Source organism: Actinoallomurus bryophytorum, from assembly GCF_006716425.1.
GTDB classification, from domain to species: domain Bacteria; phylum Actinomycetota; class Actinomycetes; order Streptosporangiales; family Streptosporangiaceae; genus Actinoallomurus; species Actinoallomurus bryophytorum.
The window spans coordinates 6,793,361-6,806,872 of the sequence record NZ_VFOZ01000001.1 but is presented as its reverse complement, the minus strand read 5'-3'; the positions used below and the strand labels follow the sequence as shown (position 1 = coordinate 6,806,872).

At 70.9% G+C, this 13,512-nt stretch carries 13 protein-coding genes; 7 read left to right on the top strand and 6 right to left on the bottom strand.

Annotated features, from left to right (window positions below; translation table 11 throughout):
• Nucleotides 1-8: 8 nt before the first annotated feature.
• On the bottom strand, nucleotides 9-1,145 hold the full coding sequence (gene chvE / locus FB559_RS31685) for a multiple monosaccharide ABC transporter substrate-binding protein (RefSeq protein WP_141960473.1): 1,137 nt from the start codon (nucleotides 1,143-1,145) through the stop codon (nucleotides 9-11).
• A 228-nt stretch (nucleotides 1,146-1,373) separates the two neighbouring features.
• On the opposite strand from chvE, the gene FB559_RS31680 reads away from it, so the two are divergent.
• The 6 genes from FB559_RS31680 to FB559_RS31655 all read left to right on the top strand — a co-directional run bounded on the left by FB559_RS31680 (nucleotide 1,374) and on the right by FB559_RS31655 (nucleotide 8,221).
• Nucleotides 1,374-2,531: a mandelate racemase/muconate lactonizing enzyme family protein gene (locus FB559_RS31680; RefSeq protein ID WP_141960471.1), complete on the top strand. Its 1,158-nt coding sequence runs from the start codon at nucleotides 1,374-1,376 to the stop codon at nucleotides 2,529-2,531.
• Nucleotides 2,528-3,532, top strand: a complete 1,005-nt coding sequence (locus FB559_RS31675; protein WP_141960469.1) for a zinc-dependent alcohol dehydrogenase — start codon at nucleotides 2,528-2,530, stop codon at nucleotides 3,530-3,532. Before FB559_RS31680 ends, FB559_RS31675 begins: the two co-directional genes overlap by 4 nt.
• Nucleotides 3,533-3,541: 9 nt before the next feature.
• On the top strand, nucleotides 3,542-4,501 hold the full coding sequence (locus FB559_RS31670; protein WP_141960467.1) for a PH domain-containing protein: 960 nt from the start codon (nucleotides 3,542-3,544) through the stop codon (nucleotides 4,499-4,501).
• Nucleotides 4,498-5,895: an aldehyde dehydrogenase (NADP(+)) gene (locus FB559_RS31665; RefSeq protein ID WP_141960465.1), complete on the top strand. Its 1,398-nt coding sequence runs from the start codon at nucleotides 4,498-4,500 to the stop codon at nucleotides 5,893-5,895. The genes FB559_RS31670 and FB559_RS31665 overlap by 4 nt, the downstream gene beginning before the upstream one ends.
• A 143-nt stretch (nucleotides 5,896-6,038) precedes the next feature.
• Nucleotides 6,039-7,085, top strand: a complete 1,047-nt coding sequence (locus FB559_RS31660; protein WP_221640265.1) for an alpha/beta hydrolase — start codon at nucleotides 6,039-6,041, stop codon at nucleotides 7,083-7,085.
• Entirely contained in the window at nucleotides 7,082-8,221 is a 1,140-nt protein-coding gene (locus FB559_RS31655) for an alpha/beta hydrolase (protein ID WP_141960461.1), read from the top strand. The genes FB559_RS31660 and FB559_RS31655 overlap by 4 nt, the downstream gene beginning before the upstream one ends.
• Nucleotides 8,222-8,373: 152 nt before the next feature.
• Here the strand turns inward: FB559_RS31655 and FB559_RS31650 are convergent, their stop codons facing one another.
• Nucleotides 8,374-9,561, bottom strand: a complete 1,188-nt coding sequence (locus FB559_RS31650) for an MFS transporter (protein WP_141960459.1) — start codon at nucleotides 9,559-9,561, stop codon at nucleotides 8,374-8,376.
• A 79-nt stretch (nucleotides 9,562-9,640) separates the two neighbouring features.
• Nucleotides 9,641-10,573 (bottom strand): quinone oxidoreductase family protein, encoded by a 933-nt coding sequence (locus FB559_RS31645; RefSeq protein ID WP_141960457.1) that lies wholly within the window; start codon nucleotides 10,571-10,573, stop codon nucleotides 9,641-9,643.
• Between the two features lie 82 nt (nucleotides 10,574-10,655).
• Between FB559_RS31645 and FB559_RS31640 the strand changes: the two genes are divergently transcribed.
• The gene (locus FB559_RS31640; protein WP_246122244.1) at nucleotides 10,656-11,117 is read left to right on the top strand and encodes a MarR family winged helix-turn-helix transcriptional regulator; all 462 of its coding nucleotides are present in this window, start codon (nucleotides 10,656-10,658) and stop codon (nucleotides 11,115-11,117) included.
• Between the two features lie 87 nt (nucleotides 11,118-11,204).
• Here FB559_RS31640 and FB559_RS31635 read toward each other — a convergent pair whose 3' ends face one another.
• The 3 genes from FB559_RS31635 to FB559_RS31625 all read right to left on the bottom strand — a co-directional run bounded on the left by FB559_RS31635 (nucleotide 11,205) and on the right by FB559_RS31625 (nucleotide 13,447).
• On the bottom strand, nucleotides 11,205-11,735 hold the full coding sequence (locus tag FB559_RS31635; protein WP_221640264.1) for a hypothetical protein: 531 nt from the start codon (nucleotides 11,733-11,735) through the stop codon (nucleotides 11,205-11,207).
• Nucleotides 11,736-12,173: 438 nt separating this feature from the next.
• On the bottom strand, nucleotides 12,174-12,977 hold the full coding sequence (locus FB559_RS31630) for an HpcH/HpaI aldolase/citrate lyase family protein (protein WP_246122242.1): 804 nt from the start codon (nucleotides 12,975-12,977) through the stop codon (nucleotides 12,174-12,176).
• Nucleotides 12,974-13,447, bottom strand: a complete 474-nt coding sequence (locus FB559_RS31625) for a MaoC family dehydratase (protein WP_141960451.1) — start codon at nucleotides 13,445-13,447, stop codon at nucleotides 12,974-12,976. Before FB559_RS31625 ends, FB559_RS31630 begins: the two co-directional genes overlap by 4 nt.
• Nucleotides 13,448-13,512 lie beyond the last annotated feature (65 nt).

The following is a 13,512-nucleotide window of genomic DNA, read 5'->3' as shown; positions in this document are numbered from 1 at the left end:
CGGGCCCGCTACTTCAGCTGTGCAGCCGTGTAGTAGCCGCCGTCGATCAGGGTCTTCTGGACGTTGGTCTTGTAGACCGTGACCGGTTGGAGAAGCATCGACGGGACGACCTTGACGCCGTTGTTGTAGTCCTTGGTGTTGTTCACCTCGGGCTTGCCACCCTTGAGGACGGTGTCGGCCATCTTCACCGTGACCGACGCCAGCTCGCGGGTGTCCTTGTAGATGGTGGCGTACTGCTCACCCTTCATGATCGACTTCACCGAGGCGAGCTCGGCGTCCTGGCCGGTCACCACCGGGTACGGCCGGTCGGAGGTGCCGTAGCCGGCGCTCTTGAGGGCGGACAGGATGCCGATCGACAGACCGTCGTACGGCGAGAGCACACCCTGGACCTTCGCGCCGCCGCCATAGGCCTTGGTGATCAGGTCCTCCATGCGCTTCTGCGCGGTGGCGGGGTCCCAGCGCAGGATCGCGATGGTCTTGAAGGCCGTCTCCTTGCTCTTGACGACCAAGGTGCCCTTGTCGATGTAGGGCTTCAGGGTGGCCATCGCGCCGTTGTAGAAGAACGTCGCGTTGTTGTCGTCCGGCGACCCGGCGAAGACCTCGATGTTGAACGGGCCCTTGGCGGTGCCGTCGGAGCCGTCCTCCTTCTTCAGGCCGAGGCCGACGAGGAGGGACGTGGCCTGCATGACGCCGACCTTGTAGTTGTCGAAGGTGGCGTAGTAGTCGACGTTCGGCGACTTGGTGAGCAGCCGGTCGTAGGCGATGACCGGGATGTGCTTGTCGGCCGCCTCCTGCAACTGCGTCGTCAGGGTGGTGCCGTCGATCGAGGCGATGATCAGGAGCTTGGCGCCCCGGGTGATCTGGTTCTCGATCTGGTTGACCTGCGTGGGGATGTCGTTCTCGGCATACTGCAGGTCGACCTTGTAGCCGAGCTTCTCCAGCGAGGCTTTGACGTTCTCGCCATCGTGGATCCACCGCTCGGAGGACTTGGTCGGCATGGTCACGCCGATCAACGCGCCCTTGACCGAGCCGGCGCCCGCCGCACCCTTCTCGTCGACGGTCTTGGTGCTCGAACCGCACGCTGCGGTCACGCTCAGGGCCATGAACAGCCCCGTGGCCGTCATGGCCATTTTAGTGAATCTCATGTCCCACCTTGGGTCGGGCTAGGCGGTTACGCCGGCATTACAGCTGGATTTCCACTGCTGTGTCCGGGAGTGTTACCGGTCACAAATCTGATGTCAAGACACAGTTCGGCAACGTGGCCGACCACGGTCTCGTCATTGACTTTGTCGATGTGACCGGTAACATCCGCGTGTCGTGAGGTCGTCGTGGCCCCGCCTCCGGCCCCGTAACATGAGGAGTACTCGCTACACATGCGCATCACCGGTATCTCGACACACGTCGCCGGCACGCCCTGGCGCAACCTCACGTTCGTCCAGGTCCACACCGACGAGGGACTCGTAGGCGTCGGTGAGGCGCGGATGCTGAACCACACCGACGCGCTCATCGGTTATCTGGCGGAGGCCGAGCGCAACCACGTCATCGGCTCGGACCCCTTCGACACCGAGGACCTGGTCCACCGGATGAAGTACGGCGACTACGGCCGCGCCGGAGAGATCGCCATGTCCGGCATCGCCTGCGTCGAGATGGCCTGCTGGGACATCGTCGGCAAAGCCCTCGGCCAGCCCCTCTGGCGGCTACTCGGCGGCAAGGTACGGGAACGGATCAAGGCCTACGCCAACGGCTGGTACACCGTCGAACGCACCCCCGAGGCCTTCCACACCGCCGCCCTCAAGGTCGTCGAACGCGGCTACCAGGCCCTGAAGTTCGACCCGTTCGGCACCGGCACGATGGAGCTGGACCACGCCGAGACGATGCGCTCGGTCAGCCTCGTCGAGGCGGTACGCGACGCCATCGGGCCCGAGGCCGACCTGCTCGTGGAGATGCACGGGCGCTTCTCCCCCGCCACCGCGATCCGGCTGGCCGGGCTGCTCGCGCCGTTCGAGCCGAGCTGGCTGGAGGAGCCGTGCCCGCCGGAGAACCTCAAGGCCCTGGCCAAGGTCTCCGCCCACACCGACTTGCCGATCGCCACCGGCGAACGCATCCACGACCGCATCGAGTTCCGCGAACTGTTCGAACTCCAGGCCGTCGACATCATCCAGCCCGACATCTCCCACATCGGCGGCATCGCCGAGACCCGCAAGCTGGCCGCGACCGCCGAGACCCACTACGTCATGGTCGCCCCGCACAACGTCGGCGGCCCCGTGCTGACCGCCGCCAACCTCCACCTCGCCGCCTGCACCCCCAACTTCAAGATCCAAGAGCACTTCAACGACTTCGCCGACTCGGCGATCAAGGGCGTTGCGCCCGGTCTGCCGGAGGTCGTCGACGGCTACTTCGCCCTGCCGGAGGCTCCCGGTCTCGGTGTCGAACTGGACCTGGACGCGCTCGCCGAGTTCCCCCGCCAGCGCGCCAACTTCAACCTGTTCGCCGACAACTGGCACCTTCGCGACCCGGCCGGGACCAAGTGAGCCGGTCGGTACTTCTGGAGGGGCCGGGCCGCCGGCGAGTGGTCAAGGGCGAGGTACCCGAGCCGGGGCCCGGTGAGGTCCTCGTCCGCGTCGCCGCGGCGGGCATCTGCGGCAGCGACCGCGAGATGTACGAGGGCGGCCGCCCCGAGCCGTACCGGACGTTTCCCATCGTCCCCGGTCACGAGTGGTCGGGAACGATCGAGGAGACCGGGCCGGGCGTCGACCCGTCCCTGACCGGCCGGCCGACGGTCGGCGAGGGCTTCGTGAACTGCCAGGTCTGCGACCGCTGCCGCGCCGGGGACACCAACCTGTGCGGTGCCGGCTATGACGAGATCGGGTTCACCCGGCCCGGCGCGTTCGCCGACCACCTGATCGTGCCCGCCCGGCTGCTGCATCCGCTGCCGGCGGGCACCGACCTGCGGGCCGCCGTACTGCTCGAACCGGCGGCGGTCGCCGCAGCCGCCGTTCTCCGGGCCGCTCCGGTGCCCGGAGAACGGGTCGGCGTGGTCGGGGCGGGCACGCTCGGCCTGCTGACGATCCAGCTGCTGGCCGCCTCCTCCCCCGCCGAGCTCGTCGTCAGCGACCCGCGCGCCGGCCGGGAGGCGGTCGCGAGGGCGGGCGGCGCGACCGCCTACTTCCACCCGGACCGGCTCGGCGCGACGGACCTCGACGTCGTCGTGGAGACCGCGGGCGCACGCGACTCGGCGGCGGCGGCGGCCCGGCAGGTGCGCCGGGGCGGCCGGCTGGTGCTGACCGGCATCCCCGGCGTGGTCTCGGAGATGCTCTCCCCTTCGATGATCGTCGAGCGCCAGCTCATGGTGACCAGCGTGTTCGGCGCCCCGTCGGCGGCCTGGACGCACGCCGTACGTATGTTCACCTCCGGCCTGCTCGACCTCGGCCCGCTGGTCACCCACGAGCTGCCGCTCGAGGCCTACTCCGACGCGGTCGCGCTGCTAGGCCAGGGCGGCGAGGGCGTCGGCAAGATCATTCTTAGACCCTAGGAGTACGTGATGAGCCTTACCCGCCACCCCGGCGAGCACCTGCTCGACCGGCTCGGCATGCCCGCCCGCGGCGCCGCCCCCACCGGATCGGAGGCCCGGTTCCCCGACGGCGGGAGCTGGCGGACCGAGCTGCCCTCCTGCGAGGGGCCGGAGGTCCTGGCCGCCGCCCTGGAGGAGATCGACCGCCTCGAGGTGCCGATCCACCGCATCAGCCAGGGCAGTGGCATCTGGATGCTCACCGACGCCGAGATCACCGAGATGGTGAAGGCGTGCGAGGAGCGCGACATCGAGCTGTGCCTGTTCGTCGGCCCGCGCGGCACGTGGGACATCGGCGCCGGGGTCAAGGCCTCGTCCGGTGGTTCCGGTCCGCGTGCGCGGGGACGCGACCAGCTCGCCCAGTGCGCCGAGGAGGCCGAGCGCGCCGTGGCGCTCGGCGTGCGCTGCCTTCTCGTCGCCGACGAGGGCGTGCTGTGGACGCTGCACCGGCTGCGTGCCGCGGGCGTGCTCCCCGCCGACGTGACGTTCAAGGTGTCGGCGCTGGTCGGGCCGGTCAACCCGGCCGCGTACGCGGTCTGGGAGAAGCTCGGCGGCGACTCCATCAACGTGCCGAGCGACCTGACCATCGGGCAGATCGCCGAGCTGCGGGCGCAGAGCGGCGCGCCCATGGACTTCTACGTCGAGGCCCCAGACGACCTCGGTGGCTTCGTCCGCCTCTACGACGCGGCCGAGCTGATCCGCTGCGGTGCGCCGATCTATCTGAAGTTCGGCCTGCGCAACACCCCCGGCGTCTATCCGGTCGGCCGCCACCTGCGCGACCTGGCCGTCAACGCCATGCGGGAGCGTGTGCACCGCGGCCGCCTGACCCTGGACATCCTGGAGCGGCTCGGCGCGGACGAGGGCATGTCCCCGCTCGGCTCGCGGCTGCCCGGCACCCTGAACCGCTTCCCCGCGGATGGAGACCTGCGATGACGTTGCTGTACGGAGTCGACCCGCGAACCGGCGAACGCCTGGAGCCGGGCGTGCCGGAGACCGGTCACGAGACGGTCGCCGCGCTCGGCGTGACCGCGGCGAGCGCCGCCCGCCCGCTCGCGGAACTGCCACTGCCGGACCGGGCCGCACTGCTGGACGCCGTCGCCGACGCTCTTGAAGGTGCCGCCGGGGAGCTGGTGGCGCTGGCCGACGCCGAGACCGCGCTCGGCCGCACCCGCCTGACCGGGGAGATGGAACGTACCACTGGCCAGTTGCGCCTCCTGGCCGGTGCGGCACGCCAGGACGGCTTTCAGCGGGACGCCGTCGAGGACGGGTTCGTACGCGCGCTGCTGCCGATCGGGCCCGTCGCGGTGTACGCCGCGAGCAACTTCCCGTTCGCGTTCTCCGTGGCGGGCGGCGACACGGCGTCCGCGTGGGCGGCCGGCTGCCCGGTCATCGTGAAGGCCCACCCCGGGCATCCGCGTACGTCGGTGCGCACGGCGGAGGTCATCGCCGACGCGCTCGCCAAGGCGGGCGCGCCCGAGGGGACGTTCGCGGTCGTGTACGGGCTGGAGGCGGGCCTGGCGCTCGTCAAGGACCCGAACGTGAGGGCCGCCGGGTTCACCGGCTCGGTGCGCGGCGGGCGGGCGCTGTTCGACGCCGCCGTGAGCCGCCCCGACCCGATCCCGTTCTACGGCGAGCTGGGCAGCGTCAACCCCGTGTTCGTGACGCCGTCGGCAGTGGCCGCACGGGGCGAGGAGATCGCGCGCGGCTACGTCGGCTCGTTCACGCTCGGGTCGGGACAGTTCTGCACCAAGCCGGGGCTGCTCTTCCTGCCCGCAGGCCACGGGCTCGACGCCGTGCTGGCCGAGGCGGTCGCGTCGGTGGAGGCGCCCTCACTCCTGACACCGCAGATCGCGGACGCGTTCCGTACCGGGGTCGAACGGCTCACCGCCGGGACGCGCACGGTGGCGGAGAGCGCCGGGGCGCATCTGGTCGCGGTGACCGCCGGGGAGTTCGCGGCCCGGCCCGAGCTGGCGGAGGAGTGCTTCGGCCCGGCCTCCGTCATCGTCGAGTACGCCTCGGAGGAGGAGCTGCGCGCCGCCGCACGCGCCGTACCCGGCTCGCTCACCGCGACCGTGCACGCCGAGTCGTCCGACGCCGGCCTGGCGCGCGGGCTCGTCGCCGAGCTGGCCCGGCACGTCGGCCGCGTCGTCTACAACGGCTGGCCCACCGGCGTCGCGGTCAACCGGACGATGCACCACGGCGGCCCCTGGCCCGCGACGACCGCGCCGCTGCACACGTCCGTCGGCACGGCCGCGATCCGCCGCTTCCAGGTCCCGGTCACCTTCCAGGGCCTGCCGGAGGAGCTGCTCCCGCCGACCGCGAGGTGAGACCACCCATGGCGGCGGGCTCCCGGCTTAGGCAAAGGCGGAGATTACCTGGCGTTAAGACCTCGTTGACCCGTGCTCTTCTAGTGTCGCGATGTCGTTCACCGCAACGGCGGCCGGCATCGCCTCACCGCACTAGGGGATCTGTGGCCGAGCTGATGGGTTTGACCAAGGCCGGTTTCATCGCATTGTTGCTCGTCATCGCGTTCGCCGCAGTGGTGGTCTGCCTCCGCCTGCTACCGAGATACTCCGGCACAGGTCTCGGGCAGGTGGCCGTACGGGCGGGGCTGCTGCTGGGCGGTCAGGTGCTGCTCCTGCTGGCACTGCTGGCCCTGATCAACTCCGACCTGCAGTTCTACTCGTCGTGGGACGACCTGTTCGGTGCGGACTCAGGCACCGTACGAATCTCCGATCAGGCCCCTGTGGCACAGCCGCCCCCGGCCGCTCCACGGGTGAGGTCGTCGCATGACGCCCTCACCCGGCGGCTGCCGGCCGGCGAGGGGCGGCTGCGCGTCCTCAGGCTGCGCGGCTCGAGATCGGGAATCGTCACACGGACGTATGTGTACCTGCCGCCGCAGTACACCCAGGATCGGTCGCAGCGGTTCCCGGTCGTGCTGTTCCTCGGCTCCCCCCGCGACGTGATCCGCCGGCGGCGCCTGCCGGAGCTGGCGGCGCGTGAGATCGCCGCCGGACGGCTGCGTCCGGTAGTGATCGTGATCGCGCCGACCGGCCACGGGTGCGTGGACGCGCCCGGCGGTGAGCAGGGTGAGACGTTCCTCAGCGAGGACCTGCCCACCGCGGTCGACGCCGCGTACCGCGTCGGCACCGCCCCGGGAAGCTGGTCGGTGGCGGGGCCGGGCCTCCGCGGGCCGGCGGGGTACTGCGCGGCACTGCTCGCGATGCGTCACTCCGACCGGTTCGGCTCGGCGGTCTTCGCCGCGCCCTCCCTCACGCCGCCTCCCGGGAGGCTGTACGGCGGCAGCCGGTCCATCCGCGATGAGTACGACCCGCGCTGGCGGCTCCGGTACCGGCCGCCCCCGCCGATCAGTGTCGGTGTCATCGCCGACGACGGATTCTCCGCCGGCGTCCGACCGCCGATGCGCGCCGAACCGCTGCCCGCGACCGCCACGCAGGACCTTCCCGCGATCCTGCGCTGGCTGGGCACCCACCTCACTCCGGGGAACCGGCCATGATCAGACTTACCGGTACTCCCCTGCTCGTGATGCTCGTCATCGTGACGGTGACCGTGCTCGCCGCGGCGATCTGGTTCGCTCCGCGGGTGGCGGGCCGGCGGCCCACGCACGTGCTGGCGCGCCTCGGCATCGTCGCCGGCTGCCAGCTCTTCCTGGTCGTGGCCGTACTGGCCCTGGTCAACGCCACCTTCGACTTCTACGGCTCTTGGGGCGACCTCGTCGGCCTGCACGCCGGAAAGAGCGGTCCCGGCGAACCCATGGCGGCCGGGGCGGGCGGCTTCGGCACCTCGGCGTCCCGCACCGCGCCCGTCACCACGAACCCTTCCGCGCCGAGGTACCGGCTTCCGGCGGGGCAGGGCCGCATCGACTCCGTCGTCATCCACGGAGTGCGCACGGCGATCAGCGAGCCCGCGTTCGTCTACCTGCCGCCGCAGTACTTCGCGCCGGCGTACGAGACCCGGCGCTTCCCGGTGACCGTGGCCTTCACGGGGTACCCGGGCAACGCCGAGAACCTCATCACCCACCTGCGGCTGCCGCAGACGGTCGCCCAGGAGATCGCCGCAGGGCGGATGCCCCCGACGATCGTCGTCATGGTGCGCCCCTCCGTCGCCCCGCCTCGCGACACCGAGTGCACCGACATCCCGCACGGGCCCCAGGCCGAGACGTTCTTCGCCGAGGACGTGCCGGCCGCACTCGCCGCGGTCTACCGGACCGCCGACCACGCGTCCGGCTGGAGCGCGCTGGGCGACTCGACCGGAGGCTACTGCGCGGTCAAGCTCGCCATGCGGCACTCCGACCGCTACTCGGCCGCGGTGTCACTCGCCGGCTACTACCGCGCCCTCCAGGACTTCACCACCGGTGATCTCTACGGTCACAGCAAGGCGTACCGGGACGAGTGCGACCTGATCTGGCGGCTCCGGCACCTGCCACCGCCGCCGACGAACCTGCTGCTGACCACCAGCCGTACCGGCGAGAAGGACTACCGTCAGACCCGGGAGTTCCTGGCCCTCGCGCGCCCGCCCGCGCGTGTCGCTTCCATCACACTGCCGTTCGGCGGCCACAACTTCACGACCTGGAAACGCGAGCTCCCGCCGGCGCTGCGCTGGCTCGGCGCCCACCTGAAACCGGGCACCTGACGCGCTTCTGCGGGTACGCCTCGGACCCGGTGACGCGGCGCGCCGCGCTGCCTGAGGCAGATCTTCCCGACGGGAGTGTGCGGCTACACCGAACCGGGCGTCGGCCGGCAGCCGTGCCGGCGGCACGGCCAGGTGGCCGTGCCGGTGCACGGTCAAGCCGTGCCGGCGGCCGCGACGGCCGTACGCGGGAGGCGCGAGACCGGGACGGCCAGGGCGACGATGAGGAGACCGCCGAGGCCCGCCACCGCGAAGGACCAGTCCGTCCCCCAGTCGTCGATGATGACGCCGGTGACCGGGCCGGAGACGGCGATGCCCAGCGTGAGGGCGGTGCCGTGCAGGCCCATGGCCTCACCGCGCGCGGCGGTCGGCACCCACCGGCTGACGGCGTCGACCGTGGCCGACAGGGCAGGGGCGCAGAGCAGTCCGGACGGGACCAGGGCCAGGCAGAGCCACTGCCAGTCGCCGACCAGACCGAGCGGAACGGTGAGGGCGGCGATGCCGCCGATCATGACCAGCGGCGAGAACCCGCGGGGCAGCGCGCCGTACAGGAAGCCGCCGACCAGCGAGGACAGGGCCATGAGGCCGATGACCAGGCCGGTCCATCGGGTGGCGGAGTCGGCCTTGAGGACCGCGACGACGCTGAGCTCGGCCGCGGCCAGCACGAACGTCGCGGCGAGCGTGACGCCGAGCAGGGCGAGGAGCGCCGGCGTCAGCCACTGCCGCCGGGGCACCGCGGCCTCGTCCCGCTCGCGCTCCTCGTCCGTACGTGTCGGAGGGTCCAGCACCAGCAGCGCGACGCCGGAGCCGACCAGGCCCAGTCCCACCAGGACCATGGTCCAGCCGCTGCTGAGCGCGGCGGTGGCGGAGACCGCGACCGCCGGGCCGATCATGTAGGAGACCTCGACGAGCATCGAGTCGAGGGTGAACCCGGTGCGGCGCTGCTCGGCCGGGACGGCCGCCGCCACGCACTGGCGAAGCACGCTGAACACCGGCAGCGACAGTACACCGGCGACGAACGCTCCGACGGCCAGTGGCCAGTACGGCAGGAACGCGGCCGACGGCCAGAACACCAACTGGGCGGCCGTGGTCACCACCAGGACCGGGCGGAGCCCGTGCCGGTCCACGAAGCGCCCGGCGGCAGGGGCGCCGACGGCCACGCCGGCGGTCGAGGCCGCACCGACCAGCCCCGCCTGCAGAAAGCCGAGGTTCATGCCGTTGACGACGTGCAGGGTCAGCGTCAGGCCAGTGGCGATCACCGGGATCCGTGCGACCAGCCCGACGAGCAGGAGCGCGCGGACACCGGGGTTCGCCAGCACTCGCCGGTAAGGCTCTACTGTCATTGTGGTTACTTACCTCCGCCGAGCATTGTGGCAGTGACCACTGACAGCACGGAAACGAAATTCCCGGCCGGCGGACGCGTCAGGGCACGAACACGATCCGGTCGGGTGTTCCAGCGGTCGCCGTCCAGGCCTGTTCGACCTCCGCGAGGGGCACGGCACGCGCTCTGACGTCGAACGCGCCGTCGGCGACGGCGGACGCCAGCTTGGGAAGTTCCTTGACGAAGTCGCGGCCGGGGACCGAGCCGATTCCGCTGCCGATGATCTGCAGGCGCGCCGAGCGCAGCGCGGCCGACGGGATCGGCGCCGTCGGACCGGCGACCGAGCCGATCTGGATCCAGGTGAGCGACGCACCGCGGTCGGCGCGGGCGGTGAGCATGTCGGCCATGGCGCGCGCCGTTGGCTCACCCCACACGTAGTCGATGACGACGTCGACATCGGCCGCCTTGGTGAGCTCGTCGAACGTGCAGGTCTCATCGGCCCCGAGAGCGCGCAGCCCGAGGAGGCGAGCCGTGTCGCGTCCGGCCGCGATCACGTGGGCGGCGCCGAAACGCTTGGCGACCTGGATCGCCATCCGGCCGGCGTTCCCGGTGGCCCCGAGGATGAGGACGCGTTGCCTGCGCCGGAAGTCGACGCGCCGGCGTAGTGCCACCCATGACGACATCGCGGGGTTCATCGCCGCCGCGATCTGGACCGGGTCGATCCCGTCGGGAAGGACGACGCTGCGATCGAGGTCGATGACGGTGCGCTCGGCCATGGTGCCGAGGACCGTGTCGTCCAGGACGGTGTATCGGATACGGCCCTTCGGGTCGCGCACGACGCCGTCGATGCCAGGGACGAGCGGGAGCTCGTCGGTGCTGGTGTAGTGCGAGCCGTCCGCCTGCGAACGGACGCGGGGGTGCAGACCGGCCGCGAGGACCTCCACGACGACCTCGTCGCCGCCATGGGCGACGGGCTCCGGGTACTCCACGTACTTGGGCAGGGCATCGAACGACGTTACGACGGCCGCGTGCATGACGACCTCCAGGGAAATAGTTGGAAGTACGAACTATTTCATGGTGGTTGGTAATACGAACCATGTCAAGTAGGGTGACGGCGTGACCAGGGAACCCGCCCGTACGAACGGACCGCCGGACGCGTCCGGCACCGGTCCGGAGCTCGTCGACGCCCTCGCACAGAGCGCGTTCGTGGTGATGGGCACGCTCACCCGGATCGGCGCGGCACACGATCTGTCCCTCACCCAGCTTCGGGTGCTCGGGATCCTGCGCGACCGAAGAGCCCGGGTGACGGAGCTCGCGGACTTCCTCGGACTCGAGAAGTCGACGATGTCCGGCCTGGTGGACCGCGCCGTACGGCGGGGGCTGCTCGAGCGGGGCAAGAACGCCGAGGACGGCCGTGCCGTCGACGTGTTCATGACCGCCGCCGGTCTCGAGCTGGCGGAACGTGTGCACACCGAGATTCGTCGCGCGCTCGCCCCGACCACGAGTCGCCTCGACACGAAGGAACGGCACGCGCTCACCCTGCTGCTCTCACGGATGCTCGGACCGGCTCGGGCGTGACCGCGACGGTCTCGTACTCCCGCCTCCTGACCGGCCGCGCGGCCGGTCCCGCCGTTGGTCGGCGGAACCGGCCGTCGCGTGGCCGCGCTATCCGAGCAGGCCCAGCAGCTGGTTCAGCTGCGCGAGCAGCTGGTCGAGCTGCGCGAGGGTTCCGGTTCCGTCCAGCAGTCCGGCGATGGCGCACAGCAGATTGCCCAGCAGATTGCCCGGTCCGGAGATCGCGGTGAGGTCGAGGACGACCCGGTCCAGGTGGACCTTGAGGCCGAGGAGGTCGAGGTCCAGCGGCCCCAGGGTCAGGTGCAGGATCGGGCAGAGTCCCGTCGGCAGCGCCACCGGCATGGTCACCGGGGCGTCGGACACGGTGCCGGCGGTGCCGCCGCCGCTGTTCGTCATGGTGCCGGAGACCAGCCCCTTGAGGAGCACGTCGCGGCCCTCGGCGACGAACCGCGTCGGCCGGACGCTGCCGACGAAGGTCCCTCCGTCCGCCGTCGTGCCGGTGACCGGGATCCGGCTGAGGGGTGCGGGTACCGCCGCGGCGTCAGCCGGGACGGCGGTCAGGCCGACCATCGTCACCAGCCCGATCGCCGCTGAGAGCAGGGTCAGAATTACTCTTTTCACGAACGTTCCTTTCATCGGGATCATCACGCAATTCGCGAGAAGTCGACTGCCTACCCGACGAGTGATTTGTTACACAGGAAGTTGACGGACCCTGACAAGAACAAATGCGCATAGGACTAGGTCAGGAGCACCGGTTTACCGCGATACCTGGCCGCATCGTGCCACTTTTTGACCATTACAGAACCGCACGGAGTCATGCGATGACAGAGCGAAGAAATGCGCGGTCAGCGGCATCTCACTGAGTGGAAAAATGTGGCGGAAAATTGTACGAGAGGCACAACTTCCCGTGCCGACCTGCGGCGGAGTCCGGAATGGCGCGGACGGCCGCAGCCTGGACGGCGGCGACCCGCGACAGGCGGGCTCCACGACAGGCGGGCTCCAAGACGGGGCGCGGCCCAGACCAGGCGGGGCCCCAGACCGAGGACTTCGAGGCAGGCTCTAGAGGTCCGACCGGTCGAGGATCCGTTTGGCCTGGGCGAGCAGTGGGGCGTCCACCATCTGGCCCTCGACGCGCACGACACCGCGTTCGGCGCCGGCCGCGAGGACGCGCTGTGCCCACTCGACGCGGTCGGGGCCGGGGGCGAAGCCGCGGCGTACCGTCTCGACCTGCCCCGGATGGATGCATGCCTTGTGGGCGAATCCGCTCGCCACCGCGTCCTCGGTCTCGGCCGCGAGCCCGTCCAGATCCTTGATGTCGAGGTACACGGCGTCGATCGCGGCGCGCCCGTGCGCACCGGCCGCGAGCAGCACCTGCGCACGTGCCGTGCGGGCGACGTCGCGGTAACCGCCACCGGGCCCTCTGCTGGAGTATCCGCCCAGCGACGCCACCAGGTCCTCCGCGCCCCACATGAGGGCGACCACCGACGGGACCGCCGCGATCTCGGCGGCGTTCACCACACCCCGCGCGGTCTCACAAAGGGCGACGATCTCCCACTCCCCCAGCTCGCCCAGGTCCGCCGCGCTCTCGCTCTTGGCGACCATGAGCCGCCGGTACGCGGTCCGGCGTACGGCCTCCAGGTCCAGTGAGTGGTCCTCGGTGCCGGCCGGGTTGACCCGTACGATCGTCCGTTCGGGGTCGAGCGGTGTGCCGAGCAGTGCCTGCCGCGCGGCCGGCCGGTCCCGCGAGGCGACGGCGTCCTCGAGGTCGACGATGACCGTGTCGGCGGCGGCCATCGCCTTGGGGTAGCGATCCGGGCGGTCGGCCGGGCAGAACAGCAGCGCCGGCCCCCGCAGCGCGGTCACGGCCGGCACCTCATGAGCGAGTCGCGTACGACCGTGGCGACGACCGTGCCGTCCTGCTTGCGCGCGGTGTGCTGGAAGCCGACGACGCCCTGGCCGGGACGGCTCGCCGAGAGCCGTTTGGACGACACCGTCGTCTCCCCGTAGAGCGTGTCCCCGACGAAGACGGGCGCCGGGAAGGCGACCTCACGAAACCCCAGGTTGGCCACCAGTGTGCCCTGCGTCAGGTGGCCGACCGACAGTCCGACCAGCACCGAGAGCGTCAGCAGGCTGTTGACGAGGCGCTCACCGAACTCCTGCGTCTCGCTGAACGCGGCGTCGAGGTGGAGCGCCTGCGGGTTCATCGTCAGGGTGCTGAACAGCGTGTTGTCGGCCTCGCCGATCGTACGTCCGGGGCGGTGCCGGTACAGCACCCCCTCCTCCAGCTCCTCGTACCAGAGTCCGCGCTGCTCGACGACCCGTGGCTCCGTCATCCGGCCACCGCCGCGGGCAGCGCCATCTCACGCGGGTCGCCGCCCCCGGTCAGTGGCAGGTCGCA